This is a genomic window from Nocardia puris (assembly GCF_003315035.1).
In the GTDB taxonomy this organism is placed as follows: domain Bacteria; phylum Actinomycetota; class Actinomycetes; order Mycobacteriales; family Mycobacteriaceae; genus Nocardia; species Nocardia puris.
In genome coordinates this window covers 566,884-589,337 of the sequence record NZ_QNRE01000002.1, presented here as the reverse complement: position 1 = coordinate 589,337, position 22,454 = coordinate 566,884, and the positions used below count along the sequence as shown (strand labels likewise).

Here is a 22,454-nt window from a genome sequence, read left to right as displayed (position 1 = left end):
GCGGGGAACGCCCATTACTTGACATAATGTTGATTATCGGCGTTACAACGTGGGCGGGCAGAGCGGTTTCGGCTCGGGTTGGTTGATCAGTGTTTGCCTGGTGCGACCGCGCGTTCAGGGTTTCGGCTGGTGTCGACCCCGGAGGGTGCTAGTCGGAGTATCGTGCTGTCTCGGGTCGTCCACTCTCTGCGGACGAAGGCTGGGCAATGGAAAAATTCCTGTCAAATGAGATTTTTGCGTAAAGATTTCCTGGATGCTCCTAGTTCCCGCTCCCCCCGCCTGATCGGTCACCTCAAATCGTCACTGTGACGATTTGAGGTGGTGTCGCGTAACGCCTCGCGCATCTGCGCGTTGGCGCGGTCTGCCGTGGCGGCGGGGTCGATTACCAGCAATCGAACGCGTCGATCGTGTGGGCCGAAGACGTCCATCACATGCGGTGGCTGATCCGGATCCGGTCCGGTGACCTCGATTCCGTCGGGAGCGTCGATGCGGCGTTGGGACAAGCTCAGCGAGTTCCAGTCGAAGCTGATTCGGGTGGTAGCGCCCAGTCGCGTGGTGAGAGCGGCGACCAAGTCGTGCAGTTCGCTGGTGAGATTGTCGGTTCTGGGCCACCAGGTGCCGTCGAAGCCGCCGGACTTCTCGTCGCTGTCGCTCAGCAGCAGTCGCGGTGTGCGGGTGGGTGTGTCGAAGGGCTGCCCGCCGTCGTCGCGGGCATGGAATCGGCCCAGGCCGCGGTCTGCGACGCCACCTCTGTCCTGCGATCGGTTCTGTGTCATGTCAAGCCTCCGGCACGGTCGTGTTTACTCTGCGCGGGTGCGCGCTGCGCCCGCCCTCGTCGTCCCAGCGCCGCAATGCCGCATCGTTGTCCGTGTCCTCGAGGTGGTGCCGGGTGTGCGCGGCCATGAGTTCGAAGGCGGTGAGTTCGTTGCCCGGTCGGGATGCGGCCGACAGCAAAGCCTGGGCGGCGGCGTTCTCGTGCGGGGCCACCAAGCCCCATCCACCGCACCCGGGTGACGCGCTCGCGGTGACGGCGGCGGACCGCTGCGGACGGCGAAGCGTGAGAAGCGGTCCAGCAGGATCGCCCGTTGTTGTGGCGTCATCGCGACGCTCCTGACCGGGGCCGCGAAGCGGTCCCTTGTCGACTCGCCGGGCGACGACCGAACCATGGGTGGCCCGGTGCGAAAGCCCCCGACTCCTTCATCCTACTCACCGGTCACACCAGCCCGAGCGGCCGCGGAGGCGTAATTGCGCGCGCTCTGGACGGGTCGTCATTGTCGGTGCGTGTGGTGGCCGAAACGGCTGCCGTTCGCGAGTGATGGGGAGGACACTCGAGAGATGGAAGGCTGTTGTCGTCGGTGCCCTCGCCTGGTCGGTCGCTCGCCGAATCCGCCGGCGGATGTGCCCCGGCAGAGATCGCCGGTGACCCGCTGCCGCTGTCCAGCACAGGCCGGTTCAGACCGGTGACCCCGAGCGCCCTGGTCTGGGATCTCTGGTACGCGGTCGGCTGGCGCCTGGTGCGGGAACTATCGAAACCGCGGCCACCGGGCTCGAACACATCCACGACGCGATCGATCGTGGACGCGGGGCCGTGCTGGCGCTGCCGCACAGCGGCAACTGGGACCTGGCGGGAGTCTGGCTGGTCCAGCGGGTCGGCACACCGACCGTCGTCGCCGAACGGCTCCAACCGGAATCACTGTTCCGGCGCTTCGTCCGGTTCAGGGAAGGCCTGGGATTCGAGATCATCCCGCTCACCGGCGGGACCGCGCCGCCGTTCGAGTTGCTGGCCATGCGGCTGCGGCAGGGGCGGATCGTCGGGCTGCTCGGTGACCGCGACCTGACTGGTGCGGGTGTGCCGGTGACGTTCTTCGGCGAATCGGCCCGCATGCCGGTAGGCCCGGCCCGGCTGGCGATCGACACCGGTGCGTCGCTGCTGCCGGTGCACTGCTGGTTCACCCCCGACGGCTGGGGATTTCACGTCGACGCCGCGATCGACACTGCGGGCGGCGTACGGCCGACGACTCAGACGCTGGCCGACCGGTTCGCCGCCGGAATCGCCGCGCACCCCGCTGACTGGCACATGCTGCAACCACTGTGGACCGCCGACCGCCTCATTCGAGAGCGGACGGCTGGCACGCCGCACGATTGATCCAGCCGCCCATCGTGGGTCCGCGCACCTCGGCGCGGACCGTGCTTCCCCACCGCGTACACCGGATCGCGCGGGGCGTAAGCTGAGCAGTGTCCGGCGGCAACACGCGCGCTGACCAGCAGGGGTCGCGTCGTCACCGGATCGAAGTGATCCGGCCTGCTGTCAGGCCGTGATGGGAGCGTCCGATGACGCCTTCTCCGTTGCCCACCCCGTCGGTGCCGCCGCAGGTGACCACCCCGGGCCCGCGATTGCATCTTCATCCGGACGCGAGTGACTACATCGATGCGACTTGGTGGCCGCGATCGGGAGTCCTCGTCACCGAGTTGCCCGATCTGCTCACCGCGCTCCAGTTGCGGGCCGGGCCGATATCGCGCGTGGTCTACGACCCGACGGCCTGGTCAGAGGCCGAACGGAGTTTGCGAATGGACGATCGTGTCATTCGACTCGATCCATATCCGTTCGAGCTGTTCGACACGATGTATGTGTACGGAACCAACGGTGCCGTGATCGTGCTGCAAGTTGTCCACCCGGGCGCCGGATCGGCACCCACAGTGGCCGGGGAGCCCTCCCGCGCCGCGGGACCGAATACGACGGGTAGCGGTCGGGAACCCCGCACTATCACCAACCACGCGGCGATGGGCGGCTCCGCGGATCGGTGACCCGTAGACCGGGCGGGTCGTTGCGTTTCTGTCAGCGCGGTAGGCATTGTCGCGGACCGATCGATGTCCCGGGTCTGGCGTCGACGGCGGTGTCGATGAGCCCTTCAGCGCGGCGGGCGTCAGCCGGGAACGCGGCAAGTGGTGCGGCGTGTTCGGGTCGTCGGCTGGCGGCGTATCCGCTTCCGGGATCACCGTGAACAGATCTCAGCTCGAGGCGTACCGGCCCGCACGGCCGTTTCGCATCGTTACGTCGGCGGCGCTTCGAGGAAGGCGGCGATGTCCGCGGCGATCCGGTCGGGGTATTCGCCGTTGATGGCGTGGGAAGCGTCCCGGTAGATGAGGACGGTGGCGTCGGCGAGGGTTTGGCGGGCGTGGTCGGCGGCTTCGTTCGCATCGTGCATGACCGATTTGCCGGCGAGGATCACGAGGAAGGGCATGCGCGGGCTGGTGAGTTGGTCGGTGCTGAACTGGGTGGTGGTGGGCAGGTGCAGGGCGTAGGACCGCATGCCGGCCTCGATCATGTCGGCGACGGGCACGTCCTCGACGGGCGCGCCGCCCGCGGTCCAGCTGTTGAAGCTGTCGCGCCAGCTCTTCGGTAGCCAGCGCACCGAGGCCGGGATGGAGCGGATGATCGTCTCGAGCGGCAGGCCGGCGAAGGTCATGGCAGGGTCGAGCAGGATGACGCGGCCGATGCCATCGGGTTCGCGGACGGCGAGGTTGGTGGCGGTCCAGCCGCCGATCGACATGCCGAGCAGGTCGACGGTCTCGTGCGGCAGCTGGCGCAGGGCTTGGTGCAGCCAGCGCGCCTGGTCGGCGTCGTTCTCGATCGGCCGGCTCTGGATGCTGGCGCCGGGTTCGCCGAGCAGGTCGATGGTGTAGACGGTGCGCAGCGCGCGCAGTGACGGCAGGTTGTCGGCCCACACGGGGGTGGCGGCGGCACGGCCCGGCAGCAGGACCAGAGGGGCCGCGTCTGGATTCGCGCCGTCGAACCGGTACATGCGGACCACGCCGAAGTCGGTGCGCAGATCCAAAGTTTGGTCGGGCGTGGGCATTTCGGCCATCGCGCGGTCGTAGGCGGTGAAGAACCGCTCGTAGCCCTCGGCGGAGGTGAAGTGACCGACGGGTGCGCTGTCGCGCAGGGTGAACCACGCCAGTACGGCCAGCGTGGTGAGGCCCGCGGTGCCGATCAGCAACCACTTGCGTCGCCGACGCGGGGGTCTGCCTGCCTCGGGATCAGCTGTTGTCTTGTCGGACAATGTAGTTCACCTCCCGTCAGATCTGACTGGACCACGCGATGAGGAACAGCACCGCGATCGCCGCGAGCACCACCGTGAGCGGAACCGGCCACACCGGTCCGCCCGCCCCGAGGTAGCGGCGGTCTATCCGGTCGATCATCGCGCCGAGCCCGAGCATGCCCAGCATCGCCACGCCGGTGCCGAACAGCCCGACCAGCGCGTGCACGATCCACGCGCCGGCCAGCGACGGGCCGCCCCAGGCGTTCACCCAGCCGTCGTCGTCGATGACGAACCCGTACCCGAGGCCGCGCACGAGCATGATCACCGACATGACCGCCAGCACCAGCGCGGGAAACCACAGCAGGGTGAGGAGTGCGGCGTGGGTGGCGCGGCGGCCGGCCGGGATGTCGCGCCGGTCCGGTGCGCCGAACCGGCGGATCGCGGTGGGTGCGGCGGTGAGTGGCGCGACCAGGCGCGCGGGCAGCGAGGTGGTGTCGCGGCGGACCTGGGTCCGTGGGTGTGCGGCCGAGCTCATGCGTGTCCTCCCGATACCGTTCGGTCGTTTGAAGCAGACAGTACCCGCTATGGGACATGAATGTCTCATCGTTTTCCGCTGATGTCCGGGCATGGTCGGTCCGTGTACTGTCCATTTCATGGTGCGCAACAGGCCGAACGACGGGGTGGAGGCACGGTCGAGCGGCCTGCGAACCCGGACCCGCACGGCGATCCTGGCCGCGGCGCTGGCGGTCTGGTCCCGCGATTTCGCCGCGTCGCTGGCCGATATCGCCGAGCGCGCGGAGGTCAGTCGCAGCACCCTGCACCGGTACTTCCCGGAACGCCAGGATCTGGTGGACGCGCTGCTGGTGGAGTCGCTGGAAGTGCTCGACGGGATCGCCCGCGCGGCGACCGAGCAGACCACGTCGGCGTTCGACCACCTGATCTATCTGTTGCGCTCGTTCGTGGAGGTCGGGGACCGCGTGGTGTTCCTGTTCGCCGATCCCGGCCGGTTCGCGGGCAACCCGCACTGGGCCGACACGGGCGACGTCTCGCTGCGCACGCTGATCGCCGCCGCGCAGGAGGAGGGTGATCTCGACCCCGACCTGCCCGCCGAATGGCTCGAGGGTGTGTTCAACGCGCACATCTACGTCGCGGCCGATGCCGCCCAGCGCGGCACGCCCTCGCACGCGATCGCGGACGCGGCGGTGCGGACGCTGCTCAACGGGATCGGTTCGGCTCGAACGCGCGAGGGTGCGCCACGACGCTGAATGCGGCGCCCGGAATCTACGTCGCGGCCGATGCCGCCCAGCGCGGCACGCCCTCGCACGCGATCGCGGACGCGGCGGTGCGGACGCGCGAGGCGCGCCACGTGCTGGACGCCGAGCATGGGTGCGCGCCGTGTTGGTAGTGGCCGTCGGTCGGTGCGGTTCCGCGCGGTAGGCCGAGCGTCTGGCTGTGCCGAGGCATCGTGGGCGCGATCGACTCGTCGGCGTGCTCGGCTGTCGCGATGCTGGGGCAATCGGCGTGCCCTGGTCGTCAGCGACTGGTGCGGCCGTGCTGTCTCGGCGATCGGAAACACGCGATATGGGGATCGGGCACACGCGATATGGGAGGTCGCCGTGGCGGGCGGACTCGGCTACCGGCACGGTGGCGGGTGTGGAGGGCGCGTGCCACGACCGATTGCGCCGTAGTGCGCGGTGCCGACCCGGAGCGCGCGGTGGCGGAAGTGCAAGGGCGCTCCAGTCTCGTTCGCGACGGGTGATCGGGCAGCACGACCCGCGCCGTATCGCACGGCCTTACGCGGCCGACGGTTGCCCGGGGCTGAGGGCGTGGGCGCCTGACTATCCGCTATTCATGCGCTCCGCGCAGGCAGGATCGAGCTCTCCCCCGCGCCCGGCCCGTCCACCGGGCGCAGGTCGCGCCCGCGCACCCGCTCACCGCAGTGTGAACATGTCGGTTCGATGACCGCGATGTGGCCGCAGGTCTGGTGCACCACCTGGACCGGCGGTCCGGCGGGGGCGGCCCATTCGTCGCCCCACTGACGCATCGCGGTGACGACCTGCCAGAGGGAGCGTCCTTTGGTGGTGAGCCGGTAGTCGTAGCGGACGGGGTTGTCCTGGTAGGGCTCTTTGGTCATGATCTCGTGCGCGACAAGGGCTTCCAGGCGTTGGGTGAGGATGTTGCGGGCGATGCCGAGGCGGTCGCGGAAGTCGTCGAAGCGGGTGACGCCGAACAGGGCGTCGCGCACGATCAGCAGGGTCCACCACTCCCCGACTACTTCGAGGCATTGGGCCAGGGAGCAGTTCATGTCTTCGAAGCTGGTGCGCCGCATCCCCCGAGCATAGTCGGTTGCATGAAAGAACTCACTGCCTTAGGTTGAGTTGCATGATGAAACTCACTGGGCGGCTCGGCGATGAATTCGGGCTCTCCCCCACCGACTCCGGCCACTGGAGCGCCGTAGTCGACGCCTCGTGGCGCGGCTGGACCGGCCCGCACGGTGGCGCGCTCGCCGGTCTCCTGCTCGACGTCGCCCAACGCGCCGACGAACGCCCCGTTCGCAACGCCGACGTCCGATTCCTCGGCAAACCCTCACTCGGGGCGCTCACCCTGCACGCGACCGCGCACCGCGTCGGCCGCAGTACGGCCGTCGTGGACGTGCTCGCGACACAGGACGACGCCCCGGTCGTCGCCGCGACGGTCACCCTCGGCGCGCACGGCACGACGGCGATCGCCGAGCACAGTTCCCGGCCCGCGCCAGTGGTTCCCGCGCCGCCGGACTGCCCGGTGTTCGCGCTCCCCCGCGAAATCGTTCCGGCGGGCGCGCATTTCGTGATTCGCCCCGCCGCGGGACCGCTGCCGCTCACCGGCGCGGACGAGGCGATGATGTGTGCCTGGATCGCTACCGATCCGGAACTCGCGATCGACGCGTCCAGCCTGGCGCTGCTCGCCGACGCGCTGCCGCCCGGCCTGTTCCCGCTGCTGACCGCTCCGGTCGCGATCCCGACCGTCACCTTGTCGATGCAACTGCACGCCGCGACCACGGCCCCCGCGCCGGTCCTGGTCCGCACCCAGAACGTGAGTACCGCGGACGGCTGGTCGGTCGACGACACCGACATCTGGGACCGCCACGGCACCCTGCTCGCCACTGCCCGCCAGACCCGCCGTGTCCTCGGCTGAAACGGAGCGACCGATGTCTTCCCGCTCCGCGTCGCGGGCGGCCACCGATCCGCGCGTCGTCCTCGCGATCGTTTCCGTCGGCGTGCTGTTGTCCAGCCTCGACCTGTTCATCGTCAACCTCGCCGTCCCCGCCATGTCCGAGGACTTGGACGCCGGGCTGTCGGGTCTGTCGTGGGTGCTCAACCTGTATGCGATCGTGTTCGCGGCGCTGCTCGTCCCGGCGGGGCGGCTCGGCGACCGCGGCGGCAATCGAGTGGTATTCCTGCTGGGGCTCACCGTGTTCGCCGCCGGGTCGGCGCTGTGCGCGGCGGCGTGGAATGTGGAGTCGCTCATCGTGTTCCGTGTCGTGCAGGCGGTCGGGTGCGCGTTGATGACGCCGTCGTCGCTGGCCCTGGTGCTGGCCGCGACCCCGCCCGAGCGGCGCGCCGGCGCGGTGCGGCTGTGGGTCGCGTTCGGCGGGCTCGGCGCGGCGCTGGGACCGGTGGTCGGCGGCGTGCTGGTGGCGTTCGATTGGCGCTGGGTGTTCCTGGTGAATGTGCCGATCGGACTGGCCACGTTGGCGATCGGGCTGCGCCGGTTGCCGAGTCCGCCCGCAGCGGGAGGTCCGCTGCCCGATCTGGTGGGTGCGGGTGCGCTGATCGGTGCGGTCGGGTCGCTGGTGCTGGCGGTGGTGCAAGGTCCGGAGTGGGGATGGTCCTCGCCCGGGGTCCTGGCGGCGTTCGCGGTGGCGCTGGCCTGCGGTGTGCTGTTCGCGGTGTCCTCGGCGCGCCACCACAGCCCGCTCGTGGACGCCTCGGTGCTGCGGCTGCCGAATGTCGTTCTGGCGGCGGTGAATTCGGTGGTGTTCCAGATCGCGTTCGCGGGCATGCTGCTGTCGGCGACGCTGTGGGCGCAAGACGTGTGGGGCTGGTCGGCGCTGCGCGCCGGACTGGCGATCGCGCCGGGCCCGCTGGTGGTGCCGTTCGTGGCGATCCTGGCGGGGCGGCTGATCGGCCGGGTGGGCCCGGGGCCGGTGATCGCGGCGGGCGGGTTCGCGTTCGGCGGCGGGTTGCTGTGGTGGGCGCTGGCGATCGCGCTGTCCCCGGATTACGTGTCCGGGATGCTGGGCGGGATGCTGCTGACCGGTGTGGGTGTCGGGTTGATCGTGCCGACCGCGTTCGCGGCGGGCTCGAGCGCACTGCCCCCGGCGAGCTTCGCGACCGGCTCGGGCGTGCTCAGCATGGCGCGGCAGCTGGGGCTCGCGGGCGGTGTCGCCGTGCTGGTGGCGGTGCTCGGTACCCCCGACAGCCCGGTGGCCACGCTCGAAGCCTTCCGGCGAGCTTGGTGGGTGATGGCCGCAGTGGCGGTGTTCGCGGGTCTGCTCGGGCTCGGTCTCCGGCGAACGTCACCGGGTGGAGCTACGCGTGAACCGTCCGACGCTCCAGAACAGCATCGCGCCCAGGAACACCTGATCCCGCAGGAATCCTCCGGCGAGCGCACCCACCACCACCGTCCTGCGGTATCGCCGGAGGACACCACCGTTCGTCCGTGATGGAGAGCGGGCGGTGCTGCCGCACGCACCGCCCGCCAGCGCGTCTCACCCTCCGACGTAGGCCGCCAAATGCTCGCCCGTCAGCGTCGACCGCGCCGCGACCAACTCGGCCGGTGTCCCCTCGAACACGATCTTGCCGCCGTCGTGACCCGCGCCGGGCCCGAGGTCGATGATCCAGTCGGCGTGCGCCATCACCGCCTGGTGGTGCTCGATGACGATCACCGACTTCCCGGACTCGACCAGGCGGTCCAGCAGTCCGAGCAGCTGCTCCACGTCGGCCAGGTGCAGGCCCGTGGTCGGCTCGTCCAGCACGTAGACGCCGCCCTTGTCGGCCATGTGGGTGGCCAGCTTCAACCGCTGCCGCTCGCCACCGGACAGGGTGGTGAGCGGCTGACCCAGCGTCAGATAGCCGAGACCCACGTCGGCGAGCCGTTGCAGGATGGCGTGCGCCGCGGGGATACGGGCTTCCCCCTCGGCGAAGAACGCCAGCGCCTCGTCCACCGGCATCGCCAGCACCTCGCTGATGTCGCGCCCACCGAGGTGGTACTCGAGCACCGCCGCCTGATACCGCTTGCCCTCACACACCTCGCACACGGTCGACGTGCCCGCCATGATCCCCAGATCGGTGTAGATGACGCCGGCGCCGTTGCAGTTCGGGCACGCACCTTCCGAATTCGCGCTGAACAGTGCCGGTTTCACGCCGTTGGCTTTCGCGAACGCCTTGCGGATCGGTTCGAGCAACCCGGTGTAGGTGGCGGGATTGCTGCGCCGCGATCCCTTGATCGCGCCCTGGTCCACCGACACCACGCCTTCGCTCGCCGGGATCGACCCGTGCACGAGGGAACTCTTGCCCGACCCCGCGACGCCGGTGATGGCGACCAGCACGCCCAGTGGAATGTCGACGTCCACGTCGCGCAGATTGTTCGTCGACGCGCCACGGATCTTCAACGCGCCCTTGGGTTTCCGCACGCTCTCCTTCACCGAGGCGCGGTCGTCGAAGTGACGGCCGGTGATGGTGTCGCTCTTGCGCAACCCCTCGACCGTGCCCTCGAAACAGATGGTGCCGCCCCCGGTTCCGGCGCCCGGCCCCAGATCGACGATGTGGTCGGCGATCGCGATGGTCTCGGGCTTGTGCTCGACCACCAGCACGGTGTTGCCCTTGTCGCGCAAGCGCAGCAGCAGATCGTTCATGCGCTGGATGTCGTGCGGGTGCAGGCCCGCGGTCGGCTCGTCGAACACGTAGGTGACGTCGGTGAGCGCCGAACCCAGATGACGGATCATCTTGGTGCGCTGCGCCTCACCACCCGACAGCGTGCCGGCGGGCCGGTCCAGCGACAGGTAGCCCAGCCCGATCTCGACGAACGAGTCGAGGGTGTGCGCGAGGGAGGTGAGCAGCGGCGCCACCGACGGCTCGTCCAGGTCGCGCACCCACTCGGCGAGGTCGCTGATCTGCATCGAGCACGCGTCGGCGATGCTGATGCCGCAGATCTTCGACGAGCGCGCCAATTCGCTGAGCCGGGTGCCGTGGCACTCAGGGCAGGTCGTGAACGTGACGGCGCGCTCCACGAACGCGCGGATGTGGGGCTGCATGGACTCGACGTCCTTGGACAGGAACGACTTCTGGATCTTCGGGATCAACCCCTCGTAGGTGAGGTTGACGCCGTCGACCTTCACCTTCACCGGCTCCTTGTACAGGAAGTCCTGCATCTCGCGCTTGGTGAACTTGCGGATCGGCTTGTTCGGGTCCACGAACCCGGACTCGGCGTAGACGCGGACGGTCCAGAAGCTGTCGGACTTCCAGCCCGGAATCGTGAACGCGCCCTCGGCCAGGGATTTCGAATCGTCGTAGAGCTGGCTGAGGTCGATGTCGTTGACGCGGCCGCGGCCCTCGCAGCGCGGACACATGCCGCCGGTGATGCTGAAACTGCGGCGCTCGCGCATCTTCTGCCCCGCCCGCTCCACCGTCACCGCGCCCGCACCGCTGATGGAAGCGACGTTGAAGGAGAACGCCTGCGGGGAACCGATGTGCGGGTCACCGATCCGGCTGAACAGGATGCGCAGCATCGCGTTCGCGTCGGTGGCGGTGCCCACCGTGGAGCGCGGGTCGGTGCCCATGCGCTGCTGGTCGACGATGATCGCGGTGGTCAGGCCCTCGAGCACGTCGACTTCGGGGCGGGCCAGGGTCGGCATGAACCCCTGGATGAAGGTGCTATAGGTCTCGTTGATGAGGCGCTGCGATTCGGCGGCGATGGTGTCGAACACCAGGGAGCTCTTGCCGGAGCCGGAGACGCCGGTGAACACGGTGAGCCTGCGCTTGGGCAGCTCGATGCTCACATCGCGCAGGTTGTTGACCCGCGCGCCGTGCACGCGGATCAGTTCGTGGCTGTCGGCGGCGGGCGGCTTCGTGGTCGTCTTGGTCGTCCCCGTCTTGGTGGGCATCCTGTCTCCCTGGTCGTCGGGCGGGGCCGCGGGCGCGGTCGCCGTCGCTACCGCCCGGCGGGCGGATACGTCTTCGATGAGTTGTGTCTACCGGATCGCTGTCGCGCGCCGAGGGAGGCGCGTTACCCTGGCCGGTGCGCGCCGGCCGGGGGCGTGCGCGTCAGGGACGCTGCTGGATACGGACCATGTTGCCCGCGGGGTCGCGGAACGCGCAGTCCCGCACGCCGTAGGGCTGATCGATCGGCTCCTGCACCACCTCGGCGCCGCTGGCCTGCACCTGCTCGAAGGTGGCGTCCACGTCGGGCGTGGCGAGCAGGATGCTGGCGAAAGTGCCCTTGGCCATCATCTCCGCGATGGTGCGGCGCTCGTCGTCGGTGATGCCCGGGTCGGCGCCGGGCGGGTAGAGCACCACGGAGGTGCCGGGCTGGTTCGGCGGGCCGACGGTGAGCCAGCGCTTCCCGTCGTAGCCGACGTCCTGACGGACCTCGAAGCCCAGGGCGTCGCGGTAGAAGCCGAGGGCCGCCTCGGGGTCGTCCTGCGGGAGGAAACTCGAGTAGATGCTGATGTCGGTCATGCTGATCAGGCTATTGCCGCTCGGTAGCCTGCGCTTCTCGATTCCTGACCGGTCGTGTCACCTGTTTGTAGACCAGCGAGGGCATCCCCTGGGTCGCGTCGCTCTGCTCCCGTTTGTAGACGCTGGGCGGCATGCCGACCAGTTCGGTGAACCGGGTGCTGAACGTGCCCAGCGACGAACACCCCACCTCGAAACACACCTCGGTGACGCTGAGATCGCCGCGCCGCAGCAACGCCATGGCGCGCTCGATGCGGCGGGTCATCAGATACGAGTAGGGCGATTCGCCGTAGGCGAGCCGGAACTGTCTGCTCAGATGCCCGGCCGACATGTTCACACCCCGTGCCAGCGCCGGCACATCCAGCGGTTGGGCGTACTCGCGGTCGATGCGGTCCCGCACCCGGCGCAGCAGGACGAGATCACGCAGGTACTGCGGCGTATCGGATCTGCTGGTCATACCGAGATCGTCCCACGCCACCGCCCCGGCTGCCGATGGTCGCCAGGGATTCGCCGGTCAGTGGGTGCGCAGGACGAGCAGGCCGGGGACGGTGCGCAGGTAGTCGGTGAGCGGGGTGTCGACGACCTCGTAGGTGGCCGAGAGGGAGGAGGCGTTGCGGAAGATCGGGCCCGACGGGCCGGCGACGAAGATGCCGACGTGGGTGACGTCGAGGCCCGCCTGATCGGTGTAGGCGCCGAGATAGTCGCCCGTGCGGAGATTCGCGATCACCTCGGGGGTGACGGCGGTGGACGGGATGTAGGTGACCTGGCGGTCGGTGACGGGCAGACCGGGGAGGTAGTGGCCGCCGTCGGCCTTCGCGTTGAGGTGCTTGGTGACGGTGGTGGCGGCGGGGCTCACGGCGGCGGTGACGTCGGTGGCCGCGCCGGTGTGGGCCCAGTCGGTGAAGAAGTGCTTGCGGTGCGCGTAGTCGACGCGGGCGTCGCGGTAGCGGGTGCGGACGAGGTTGTCCAGGAAGCTGTCGCGGTCGGTGGCCGAGGTCAGCGCTTCCACGTAATCGAGGTAGGTGAAGCAGTCCACCCGGCGCAGATCCACCACCAACTGCTCGGGGGTGGTGTCGGAACCGATGAGCATGTTCGCGCCGTACGGCGTGCCGAGGAATTGCCGCGACAGCACCTCGATCAGCGAGCCCTTGTCCGCGCCTGCCGAAGCGCGCACCGCGAGGAGTTCGTCGAGTTTGCGGGCGGTGGTGTCGTCCAGGTGCACCTGCGGCGCGGCCTGCGCCGGCGCGACGAGCGCGCAGGACAGCGCCAAGACGATCAGCAGCACGCGGACGATGATGCGCACAACGCCTCCCAGCGGTCGATGCCCGAGCCCATCCCACCCTAGCCGCCCCGATCTGGCAACCGTCCGGCGAACTCAATCCTCGTACAGCTGGACGAACCGGCGCACGAGCGCCCCGGGATGCACCACGTTCCCCGACCGCGCGACCTGCTTGAGGGATTCGGCTTCGCCCGGCTCGAAATAGCCGTGGTGCTTGTAGGCGTCGATGCGGGTGCTCATGCCCTGCGCGTCGAGCTCGGGATGGAACTGGGTGGCGTACACGTTGGCGCCCACCCGGAACGCCTGCACCGGGCAGGTGTCGGAAGTCGCCAGACGATCGACACCGTCGGGCAGTTCGCTGACGGATTCCTTGTGCCCGACGAACGCGTCGAACCGCGGCGGCAGCACACACAGCAACGGGTCGACCCGGCCCGCGTCGGTGAGCGTGACCGTGGTCGGGCCGACGGGCTCCGGATGGGTGCGGTCGATGACCGCGCCGATCTGTGAACCGATCACGCCGATGCCGTAACAGGCGCCCAGGAACGGGAAATCCTGGCGCACCACGGCCGCGACGAGATCGCCCAACTCGGCCTCCACCCGCCGCTGCACCGGCGACTTCCCGTCGGGCGGGTCGGACACGGTGAACGGGCTGCCGCCCAGGATGATCCCCGCGTACTCGTCGAGATCGAACTCGCCGAGAGGTTCGCGTTCCAGGCGGCGCCGACGCAGACGATGCGGGGCGAGCCCGCCGTACCGGAGGAACGCGGCGTACTCCTGGTCGGCGGCCTCGTCCTCGGCGCGGGTCGCCAGCAACAGGAACGGCCTGGCGTGCGCCTCGCTCATGCCGACGCCTCACCGGCGCTCGCCCCCGCGGGGCGCCGACCCATGATCCGCTCATGGCGTTCGCTCATGTCAGACACCGTAACCGCGCGGACCGCGATCGAAACCCGAACGGCACGCGCGGAATGTGCGCGGGCCGATCACCGGTTACGGTCGCCTACTCGACGTAAGGGAAACCCCGGTGAGGCGTCGGCTGGTGACTCGGCGTCTGGGTCGGACCGACCGGGGACCGTGGCGGCCGCCGGAGACGCCGTCGTCACCGCGACCGCTCAGGACTCCGCGACCTTCTCCCGCTCGGCCCCCGACACGGCGAGCAGGTCGCTGAAGCGGATGACCTGCCCCGCCGCGCCCCAATTGCCGTCCGGCACTTCCCGGATCAGCGTCCACACGTGCAGGGCCCGCTCGGGCTCGAGCCCCGCCGCCGCGGTGACGGCGGCGTGCACGTCGGCGACCAACCCTTCCTTGCGGCGCTGCGAGAGCGCACCGGCGGGCACCGTGATCTCCACGCGGAAGCGTGGGCTGCCGCCGGGCCTGCCGCCCACCGCCAGCGCCGTGGCGGGCAGCGGATGCAGGTACACCCAGGTGATCTCGCGGAAGAATTCGGTGTCGGGCGCGCCTTCCCAGCGCAGCAGGATGGTCGCGAGCTCCTCGAGCAGCGCGGAGGCGGTCTCGGGGGCGAGGGTGTCTTCCACGGCGTAGACGTCGATCAGGGGCATGGGGTGACTCCTTGGTCGGGTGCGGGTTCGAGGCGGGCGGGCACGTGTTTGTGCCACGGGGTACCCGCGATGCTGTCGCGCAGCGTGAGGTCGGTGAGTTCGTTGAGGGCGACGCCGGTGCGCCCACCCGGCAGGTCGAGACCGAAACCGTTGGGCAGCGAGACGTGGCCGCGCTGCATCCGGTCGGTGACCTCGACGGTGGTCAGCGCGCTGCCACGCGCCGTGGTGACGCGCGCCCGGTCGCCCGAGGACAGGCCGAGTCCGGCGGCGTCGTCGGGATTGACGCGCAACGCGCCCTGCGGATCGCGGCGGCGCCAGCTGTCGTCCCGGAAGATCGTGTTCGCGGTGAACGCGCGCCGCTCGCCCGCCGACAGCACGAACGGGAACTCGTCGCTGGTGTGGGCGACGGGCGCACCGCCCAGATCACGCAGGGCAGCGAGGAGTTCGGGGATGGCCAGCGGAATCCGTTTCCCGGGGTGCGGCACGTAGTCCCAGGCGTCGGCGTAGTCGTCGACGGTGAACGTCACCCCGGACCGGCCCGCGAGGATCGCGTCGAACAAGGCGTCGGCGTTGCGGTGCCCGGCGCGGCGCATGGCCGCCGGATGCAGTTTCGCGACACGCTGCGTCAACGCCCACAGCACCGCCGCCGAGCGCGCCCCGTCGGGCAGCGTCGGCCCCAGCGTCTCATACAGCAGATACGGGGCCAGCCCGAACGTCTTCTTGTCGATCGCCATCAGCGCCGCGAACGCTCCCAGATACGCGCGCCGCCCCAGCCGCGCCGCCGCGCTCAGCAGCGCCAGCCGCCGGCGCGAGACCACGCCGAGTTCGCGCAGCAACCGCGCGTAGATCTCGGGCTCCGGCAGGGTGCCCGGCAGCGGGTCGAGCAGCGGCGCCCGCAGGTGGAAAGTGTTGTGCGGGAACTCCAACGTGAAGAACGTGGCTTCCCACTTCTCGAACTGGCTGGCCGCGGGCAGCACGTAGTCGGCGCGGCGGGCGGTCTCGGTGAACGCGATATCGATGACCACCACGAGATCGAGGGCGTCGAGCGCGGCGCGGAACGCGGCCGAATCCGCCAGCGAGTGCGCCGGATTGGACGATTCGATGATCATCGCCCGGAACCGGTCGGGATGGTCGGTGAGGATTTCCTCGGCGATGCTGTTGCACGGCACCATCCCGCCCAGGATCGGTGCGCCCGTCACCGGGGTGCGTTTGATCTCGCGGTCGTACCCGGCCAGCGGCACCAGCCACGAATGCGGATGCATCGCACCGCGTTTCGCGAAATTGCCGGTCAGCAGCCACAGCAGTTTGTTCAGGTAGGAGACGAGGGTGCTGTTGGGGCTCTGCTGCACGCCCAGGTCCTCGTAGGTGGCGACGCTGCCCGCGGTGCCGATGCGGTGCGCGGCCGCGCGCACGAGATCGACAGGCACGCCGCAGACCTCGGCGTAGGCGTCGATGTCGACGGCGCGCAACGCGTCCAGCACCGGTGCCGCGTCGGTGGTGTGTTCGGCGAGGAAGCCGTGGTCGAGCAGGTCGTCGCGGACCAGGACGGCCAGCATCGCCGCCAGGCACCACGCGTCGGTGCCCGGCCGCACCGGCAGGTGGATATCGGCCATCTCCGCGGTCTCGGTGCGCACCGGGTCGAGCACGATCATGGTGCGCGCCGGGTCTTTCGCGATCTGCTGCAGCACGGTGCGGGCGCGGGCGACGCCGTGGGATTGCCACGGATTCTTGCCGAGGAACACCGACACCTCGGCGTGCTCGAAATCGCCGGTGGTGTGCCCGCCGGTGAGGTGGGCGTCGACCCAGCCCTCCCCTGTCTTCTCCTGCGCCAGCGCCGTGGACCGGTAACGGCTGCCCAGCGCACGGCGCAGCGCGCCGCTGTAGGCGCCGCCGAGGTGATTGCCCTGGCCACCGCCGCCGTAATAGAAGATCTTGTCGCCGCCGTGCGCGTCCCGCACCGCCGACAGGCCCGCCGCGATCTCGGAAATGGCGGTGTCCCAGTCGATTTCGGTGTAGGTGCCGTCGGGTTCGCGGCGCAGCGGGCTGGTGAGGCGGGTGCCGCCGTTCTGGTAGTGGTCCAGGCGCAGCGCCTTGTTGCAGGTGTAGCCGGCCGAGGCGGGATGGTCCTTGTCGCCGCGGATCTTCTCGAACCGGCGGCCGTCCAGGCGCACCAGCAGCCCGCAGTTGTTCTCGCACAGGATGCAGGCGGTGGCATGCCACCGCTCGGTGGTGGTCACGGGCTCACCTGATCGACGCGGCTGCCGTCGAACCACGGTTTGGGATCGGCCAGGAACGGGGTGTCACCCAACCGCGCCAGGTCGTCGGCGAAGGCGCCGAAGGTGCGGGACGCCCCGGCCGTGGTTCCCACCGAGACGAACGCGGCCAGTTCACGGTCCAGTCCGCGCGAGAGCGTGGTGTCGGTGCCGAAGTAGACGGCGCGTTTGAGTTCGGCGATCACCACCGGATTGCGGGCCGCGAGTCGGGCGGCGGTGAGCTGGGATTCGGCGAGCAACTGGCCCTCGGGGATCACCCGGTGCACCAGGCCCAGCCACGCCGCTTCCCGCACCGCCAGCGGTGCGCCTTCCAGGGTGAGTTCGATGGTTTTGGCCGCGCCGAGCAGGCGGATCAGGCGCTGCGTGCCGCCGCCGCCCGGGATCAGGTTGGCGAGGGTTTCGATCTGCCCGAGCCGCACGTGTTCGGCGTCGGCGGCGTAGCGCAGATCGCAGGCCAAGGCGATCTCGAGGCCGCCGCCCAGCGCGGGACCGTTGATCGCCGCCACGTACACCGCGCGGGAACGGTTCATCCGCAACGTCGTTCGCTTCCACCGATGCCCCCACACCAATCCGGCGCCCAGACCGCCCCCGGCCCGTTCGGTGACCGACGCCGCGCCGGGAATGCGCAGTGCGACGTCGAGCGCCCGCAGGAACGGCCGCGCCACCCCGGCGGGCACGAACGGATGGGGCCGCTCGATCATGTCGGCCAGTGCGACGGGATCGGCGTGGGTGAGGAACCGGCCGGGCACTCCACCCGTGAGGACGACCGCGCCCACCGAATCGTCGGCGTCCACGGCGGCGGTGAGCGTGTCCAGATCGCGCACCACCTCCTTTGTCACGAAGTTCAGCGGTGGCGCGCTGAGGCGGGCGGTGAGTACCCGTCCGTCCTGGACTGGGGCGATCGTCTCCAGCTGGAGAGCGGCGGCGCGGGACATCGGCGGCTCCTAACGGCGCGCGGCGAGGGCCGGTGGTCCGCCCTCTGCCTTCACTATGGCATACACCATAATCATGGTGTCAAGAGGAGCCCGTGGATCCGAACCATCCCGGATCAGCGCTTGGCGCGCTGCCCGTCGGCCAGCTTCGCCGAGAGCGCGCCGGCCCCCGCCCACCGCTGGATGCGCGCCGTGAGACCCGGTGCGACACCGGCGAATCGCGCGGCCACCCGCATCTGCGGCGACGCCACATCCACCTCCCCGAGATCACGTTCGACTGCCCGCACCACCGCCGCGGCCACGTCCTCCGGACTCGACGTGCCCACTCCCGGCGGCGCCGCGACACCCGCGTCGGCGAACATCCCCGCGTCCCGCACGAAACCCGGGAACACGGTCGACACCCCCACCCCGGCCGGCGCCAGATCCTGCCGCAACGCCTGCGCGAACCCGCGCACCCCGAACTTCGTCGCGTTGTAGAGCGAGGCGCCCGGCGAGGCGACCTTGCCCGCGATCGAGGAGAGGAACACCAGGTGCCCCCGGCCCTGCGCGGCGAGCGGTTCGGCCAGCAGGCGCGCGGTCAGGATCGGCGCGCGCAGATTCACGTCGAGCGTGCGGTCGATCTGCTCGACCGTGAAGTCGGTGAGCAGCCCGCTGGCCGGCAGCGCCGCGTTCGCGACCACCACGTCGACCTGCCCCACCTCCGCCAGCAGCTTCGCGACACCGTCGCGGTCGGCCAGATCGGCCGCGATCGCGACCGCCCCGGTCTCGGCGGCCAGGGCCTCGAGTGCGTCCACCCGCCGCCCGGTCACCACCGGCTGCCCGCCGCGCGCCGCCACCGCGCGGGTGATGGCGTGACCGATCCCGCCGGTCGCGCCCGTGATCAGTACCCGAGTTCCCTTGATGCGCATGGCCCGCCACCACTTCCGGTCGTTGGTGTCTGCACGGTATCGAGCGCGGCGGGCGCGGGCATCGGCGCGCGGTCGGATTCGCGCTCCGACCCCGGTAGGAGCTCAGCGGGCGGTGTAGAGCGCTTTCAGTTCGTCGACGATGTCGTCGAGCGGGGTGAGTGAGTGCTGCGCGCGGCACAGCGCGATCGCGCCCTCCATCGCGGTCACGGTGAGCGTGGCCAGGCGGCGAGCGCGGTCGGCGGGCATGCCGTAGCGCGAGAACCCCTCGGCCAGCGCGGCCTGCCAGCGGGCGAACACCTCGGCGGCGACCGCGGCGAACTGCGGTGCGTCGTCGTTGGTTTCCACGGCCACCGCGAAGATGGGGCAGCCCGCGCGGAAGTCGCTGTCCCGCAACGTCTTGCGCCACATGTTCGCGAAACGATCGAGTGCGTCGAATGGCTCGCCCTCGCGGGTGATGTCCTCGATATAGGCCGACATCACCTCCCCCGCCGTCGTGATCGCGTCGGTGATCAGTTGGGTGCGTCCACCGGGGAAATGGTGATACACCGAGCCGCGCGGCGCGCCGGTCTCGGCCAGCACCCGATCCACACTGGTCGCGCTGGCGCCGTGCACGCGCAACGACTCGATCGCGCCGGCGATCATGCGCTCCCGCGCGCTCGGCTTCCTGGAGGTGCTACCTGTCGCTGCCACCCACCCATTCTATGGGGCCGACCATAGTGGCGGGCGTCTCACCCGACCTCGGTGTCGTGGAAGTCGGCGAACGCCGCCGCCGTCCGCTGCGGTGCCTCCACCTGCGGATAGTGGCCCACATCCGCCAGCTCCACGACATCCGGATCGGGGACCAGCTCGCGGTAGCGGCGCACCATGTGCGCACCCGACACCGGATCCAGCGCGCCGTCGATCAGCCGCACCGGCATCGGCGCCCGCGTCAACGCGCCCACCCAGCGTTCGCGGTGCGCGCGGCGTTCGGCCATGTAGCGGATCAGCTTGTGCGCGTTGCGGTTCCCGTGATGGTTGTGCCATAGCAGCCAGAACCGGCGCAACTCCTCCGGCGAGGGCTGCGTGCGCGGCCCGAACACCGCCGCCAGGCTGCGGGTGAACGCGCGCTCACCACCCAGCGCACCCACCACCGGGCCCAGCGGGCTTGCCAGCAGCCGCTGCACCGCACGCGGCCGATGCGTCTCGGGGAACAAGCCTCCGTTGAGCAGGCACACCGACGCGATCACCAGCGAATCGTCGCCCACCGCGGCGCGGTCGGCGGCGCGGGCCAGCAATTCCTGCGCGACGGTGTCGCCGTAGTCGTGGGCCAGCAGATGCACCCGCCGCACCTGTCGCTCCCGCAGCAGGGATTCGTGCAGGTCGGCTTGATCGGCGATCGAATAGTCGTAGTCGCGGGGTTTGGCCGACCACCCGAAACCGATCATGTCCGGGGCCAGCACGTGGCCGAACCGCGCGCACAGATCCGGCCAGATCGGATGCCAGTCCCAGGACGCGGTCGGAAACCCGTGCAGGCACAGCAGCGTTTCCCCGCCGCCCGAGCCGCCCTCGGCCAGGAAGATCTGGTGTCCGCGATGGGTGAAGCGGTGGCCGTTCGCCCGCCAGGTCGCGAAATCGTCCATGCCGCCAGCATCGCGCGCCCGCCCGCGCGGCGGCACGGAATCCGCCGAAATCAGTAGGAGGCGCCGACCGGTTCGGCGGTGCGGGCGTGGGAGTAGATGAGGCGCGAGTACTGATCCAGCAGGCGCTCCAGGCAGATGTTCTCCCCGCTCGCCGCGATCTGCTGGTAACCGATCAACATCGCCATCCCGAGCGAGGTGACCACGGCGGCGGTGTCCTCGTCGCCCACCACGCCGCGCACCACGCGCTGCACCGTGCGGTGGCGCGATTCGTCCACCCGCTTCACCGCCGCGCTCACCGACTCGTCGTTGGCCGCCCACGCGCGAATGGCGGCCTCGGCCGAATGATGCAGTCCCGCGGCGAGATCCGCCATGGCGCGCACATCCTCGTCGGGATCGCCCTGATTGAAGTTCGAGGAGCGCAGGATGCGCACCTGGCGCTGCTCCCAATGCTCGAGCAAGGCGTCCACGAAACCCTGCCAACTGCCGAAGTGGTGATAGAACGAGCCGCTGGTGACTCCCAGTCTGCGACAGAGCAATCCGATATTCAGGCCCTTGAATCCCAGCTCCGCCAGCACCTCCAGAGCCGTGCCGAAGTACTGCTCCTTGGTGACCACTCGTGACATTCGGATGCCGTTCTGTTCGCGCCGTCAAGGGGGTGAGGGCCCGAACAGTACCGCAAACGGCCGCGGGAACGGGCGCGCACAACGAAATCCGTACACCACCTCCGGGGGTGACTCAAAGTAGCTGTTACGTGGCGAAATACGCAGTGCCGCCGGCGACCGCGAGTAACAGAGCATCCGCTCTGTTATCCTGTCCGGGTGCCGCGCCCCCGCTTCCACGACCCCGAGGTCGTTCTCGACGCCGCCGAAGCCCTCGCGGCCGGCGGCGGGCCCGGCGCGGTCACCGTCCGCGCGGTCGCGGCCGCCACCGGTGCGTCCAACGGCGCGCTGTACCACACGTTCGGGTCCCGCGCCGGGCTGCTCGGGCGAACCTGGCTGCGCGCGGCTCACCGGTTCCTCGCGGTGCAGACCGAACTCGTCGACGCGAGCGAAAAGGACTCGGGCGTCGAGCATTCCGGGATCGCCGCCGTCGTGGCCGCCGCCGAGGCGCCCAGCGTGTTCGCCGAACGGTATCCCGGCTCCTCGCGCCTGCTGCTCACGCTGTCGCGTGACCGGTTGCTCGGCGAAGACCTCCCCGGCGACCTCGCCACCGACGTGGCGGCCGCCGAACGCGCGCTCGTCGCGCTCCTGGTGCGGCTGGCCCGGCGCCTGTGGGGACGGGGCGACCGCCGCGCCGTCGACGTGCTCACCCTCTGCGTGGTCGACCTGCCCACCGCCATCCTGCTCGACCGCGACCGGCTCGCCGACCCCGACGCGCGCGCCAGGCTGCGCGCCGCCGTGCGCGCCGTCCTCGCCGAAGGACCCCCACCCCGCACACCGTGAAGGAGACCCCGTGCCCACCCTGACCCACCACGACAAGATCGCCGTCCTCGACCTCGGCGGCGGCGAGAACCGCTTCTCCCCCGACTTTCTCGACCAGGTGAACGCCCACCTCGACACCGCGCTCGCCGAAGGCGCGCAGGGCCTGGTCACCACCGCGAGCGGCAAGTTCTACTCCAACGGCCTCGACCTGGACTGGCTCGGCGCCAACGGCGACCGCGCCGACTGGTACGTCGGCCGCGTGCACGCCCTGTTCGCGCGCGTGCTCACCCTGCCCGTGCCCACCGCCGCCGCACTGCCCGGCCACGCCTTCGGCGCCGGCGCCATGCTCGCCATCGCCCACGACTACCGCGTCATGCGCGCCGACCGCGGTTTCTTCTGCTTCCCCGAAGCCGACATCCGCATCCCCTTCACCCCCGGCATGGCCGCGCTCATCCAGGCCAAACTCACCCCGAAGAGCGCCATCGCGTCCATGACCACCGGACGCCGGTTCGGTGGGGAGGACGCCGCCGCGTTCGACCTCGTCGACGCCGCCGTGCCGGAGGATCAGGTCACCTCGACCGCGCTGGAGCTGCTGGCGCCGCTCGGTGGGAAGGACCAGGCCACCCTCGGCGCGATCAAGAACACCATGTTCGCGCCGGCGGTGAAGGCGTTGACCGGGGCGTAGGCGGGCTCGGCCCTGGGCGCCGGATG

At 70.1% G+C, this 22,454-nt stretch carries 23 protein-coding genes and 1 pseudogene; 7 read left to right on the top strand and 17 right to left on the bottom strand.

From position 1 onward, the window contains the following. Positions 1 to 287 precede the first annotated feature (287 nt). Both DFR74_RS08375 and DFR74_RS08370 read right to left on the bottom strand, forming a co-directional pair. Positions 288 to 776: a DUF5994 family protein gene (locus DFR74_RS08375; RefSeq protein WP_067501260.1), complete on the bottom strand. Its 489-nt coding sequence runs from the start codon at positions 774 to 776 to the stop codon at positions 288 to 290. 1 nt (position 777) lies between these two features. Beyond that, positions 778 to 990, bottom strand: a complete 213-nt coding sequence (locus DFR74_RS08370) for a hypothetical protein (RefSeq protein ID WP_113975010.1) — start codon at positions 988 to 990, stop codon at positions 778 to 780. A gap of 490 nt (positions 991 to 1,480) precedes the next feature. Here DFR74_RS08370 and DFR74_RS08365 point away from each other — a divergent pair. After that, positions 1,481 to 2,146 (top strand): annotated as a pseudogene (locus tag DFR74_RS08365) (phosphatidylinositol mannoside acyltransferase); the annotation flags it as partial. Between the two features lie 227 nt (positions 2,147 to 2,373). Continuing rightward, positions 2,374 to 2,805 (top strand): DUF5994 family protein, encoded by a 432-nt coding sequence (locus DFR74_RS08360; protein WP_147265763.1) that lies wholly within the window; start codon positions 2,374 to 2,376, stop codon positions 2,803 to 2,805. A 245-nt stretch (positions 2,806 to 3,050) separates the two neighbouring features. Here DFR74_RS08360 and DFR74_RS08355 read toward each other — a convergent pair whose 3' ends face one another. Then, positions 3,051 to 4,061: an alpha/beta fold hydrolase gene (locus DFR74_RS08355; RefSeq protein ID WP_084537171.1), complete on the bottom strand. Its 1,011-nt coding sequence runs from the start codon at positions 4,059 to 4,061 to the stop codon at positions 3,051 to 3,053. Positions 4,062 to 4,077: 16 nt separating this feature from the next. Continuing rightward, positions 4,078 to 4,575, bottom strand: coding sequence for a hypothetical protein (locus DFR74_RS08350; protein ID WP_067501272.1), 498 nt, complete (start codon positions 4,573 to 4,575; stop codon positions 4,078 to 4,080). A 118-nt stretch (positions 4,576 to 4,693) separates the two neighbouring features. Between DFR74_RS08350 and DFR74_RS08345 the strand changes: the two genes are divergently transcribed. Next, positions 4,694 to 5,305, top strand: a complete 612-nt coding sequence (locus DFR74_RS08345) for a TetR/AcrR family transcriptional regulator (protein WP_067501278.1) — start codon at positions 4,694 to 4,696, stop codon at positions 5,303 to 5,305. A gap of 584 nt (positions 5,306 to 5,889) precedes the next feature. On the opposite strand, the gene DFR74_RS08340 is transcribed toward DFR74_RS08345, so the two are convergent. Then, on the bottom strand, positions 5,890 to 6,369 hold the full coding sequence (locus tag DFR74_RS08340) for a winged helix-turn-helix transcriptional regulator (protein ID WP_067501288.1): 480 nt from the start codon (positions 6,367 to 6,369) through the stop codon (positions 5,890 to 5,892). A gap of 53 nt (positions 6,370 to 6,422) precedes the next feature. Between DFR74_RS08340 and DFR74_RS08335 the strand changes: the two genes are divergently transcribed. Further along, positions 6,423 to 7,214, top strand: coding sequence for a thioesterase family protein (locus tag DFR74_RS08335; protein ID WP_067501291.1), 792 nt, complete (start codon positions 6,423 to 6,425; stop codon positions 7,212 to 7,214). Positions 7,215 to 7,227: 13 nt separating this feature from the next. Next, a complete protein-coding gene (locus tag DFR74_RS08330; RefSeq protein ID WP_067501295.1) occupies positions 7,228 to 8,745 on the top strand; it encodes an MFS transporter in 1,518 nt (505 codons plus the stop codon). Between the two features lie 45 nt (positions 8,746 to 8,790). Here DFR74_RS08330 and DFR74_RS08325 read toward each other — a convergent pair whose 3' ends face one another. From DFR74_RS08325 to DFR74_RS08270, 12 genes are all read right to left on the bottom strand, one after another. Continuing rightward, positions 8,791 to 11,184 (bottom strand): ATP-binding cassette domain-containing protein, encoded by a 2,394-nt coding sequence (locus DFR74_RS08325; RefSeq protein WP_067501297.1) that lies wholly within the window; start codon positions 11,182 to 11,184, stop codon positions 8,791 to 8,793. Positions 11,185 to 11,344: 160 nt separating this feature from the next. Beyond that, complete coding sequence (locus DFR74_RS08320) at positions 11,345 to 11,758, bottom strand: VOC family protein (protein ID WP_067501299.1); 414 nt, start codon at positions 11,756 to 11,758, stop codon at positions 11,345 to 11,347. Between the two features lie 10 nt (positions 11,759 to 11,768). After that, positions 11,769 to 12,212 carry a helix-turn-helix transcriptional regulator gene (locus DFR74_RS08315; protein ID WP_067502063.1) on the bottom strand — a complete coding sequence of 148 codons (444 nt, stop codon included), beginning with the start codon at positions 12,210 to 12,212 and terminating at the stop codon, positions 11,769 to 11,771. A gap of 57 nt (positions 12,213 to 12,269) precedes the next feature. Next, complete coding sequence (locus tag DFR74_RS08310) at positions 12,270 to 13,058, bottom strand: DUF1460 domain-containing protein (RefSeq protein WP_067501301.1); 789 nt, start codon at positions 13,056 to 13,058, stop codon at positions 12,270 to 12,272. A gap of 72 nt (positions 13,059 to 13,130) precedes the next feature. Continuing rightward, positions 13,131 to 13,877 (bottom strand): glutamine amidotransferase, encoded by a 747-nt coding sequence (locus DFR74_RS08305; protein ID WP_067501304.1) that lies wholly within the window; start codon positions 13,875 to 13,877, stop codon positions 13,131 to 13,133. 266 nt (positions 13,878 to 14,143) lie between these two features. Then, complete coding sequence (locus tag DFR74_RS08300) at positions 14,144 to 14,590, bottom strand: tautomerase family protein (protein ID WP_067501306.1); 447 nt, start codon at positions 14,588 to 14,590, stop codon at positions 14,144 to 14,146. Next, positions 14,581 to 16,827 (bottom strand): molybdopterin-dependent oxidoreductase, encoded by a 2,247-nt coding sequence (locus DFR74_RS08295; protein ID WP_067501308.1) that lies wholly within the window; start codon positions 16,825 to 16,827, stop codon positions 14,581 to 14,583. Before DFR74_RS08295 ends, DFR74_RS08300 begins: the two co-directional genes overlap by 10 nt. Then, a complete protein-coding gene (locus tag DFR74_RS37030) occupies positions 16,824 to 17,798 on the bottom strand; it encodes an enoyl-CoA hydratase/isomerase family protein (protein WP_067501309.1) in 975 nt (324 codons plus the stop codon). The genes DFR74_RS08295 and DFR74_RS37030 overlap by 4 nt, the downstream gene beginning before the upstream one ends. A 113-nt stretch (positions 17,799 to 17,911) precedes the next feature. Then, entirely contained in the window at positions 17,912 to 18,703 is a 792-nt protein-coding gene (locus tag DFR74_RS08285; RefSeq protein WP_067501312.1) for an SDR family NAD(P)-dependent oxidoreductase, read from the bottom strand. Positions 18,704 to 18,805: 102 nt separating this feature from the next. Continuing rightward, complete coding sequence (locus DFR74_RS08280; RefSeq protein ID WP_232331566.1) at positions 18,806 to 19,393, bottom strand: TetR/AcrR family transcriptional regulator; 588 nt, start codon at positions 19,391 to 19,393, stop codon at positions 18,806 to 18,808. Positions 19,394 to 19,431: 38 nt separating this feature from the next. Next, positions 19,432 to 20,322: an alpha/beta fold hydrolase gene (locus DFR74_RS08275; RefSeq protein ID WP_067501319.1), complete on the bottom strand. Its 891-nt coding sequence runs from the start codon at positions 20,320 to 20,322 to the stop codon at positions 19,432 to 19,434. Between the two features lie 50 nt (positions 20,323 to 20,372). Next, on the bottom strand, positions 20,373 to 20,945 hold the full coding sequence (locus tag DFR74_RS08270) for a TetR/AcrR family transcriptional regulator (RefSeq protein ID WP_067501322.1): 573 nt from the start codon (positions 20,943 to 20,945) through the stop codon (positions 20,373 to 20,375). Positions 20,946 to 21,140: 195 nt separating this feature from the next. Here DFR74_RS08270 and DFR74_RS08265 point away from each other — a divergent pair, with 195 nt between their 5' ends. Further along, the gene (locus DFR74_RS08265; RefSeq protein ID WP_067501325.1) at positions 21,141 to 21,764 is read left to right on the top strand and encodes a TetR family transcriptional regulator; all 624 of its coding nucleotides are present in this window, start codon (positions 21,141 to 21,143) and stop codon (positions 21,762 to 21,764) included. A gap of 10 nt (positions 21,765 to 21,774) precedes the next feature. Next, entirely contained in the window at positions 21,775 to 22,428 is a 654-nt protein-coding gene (locus DFR74_RS08260) for an enoyl-CoA hydratase-related protein (RefSeq protein ID WP_067501327.1), read from the top strand. The last annotated feature ends 26 nt before the right edge of the window (positions 22,429 to 22,454 follow it).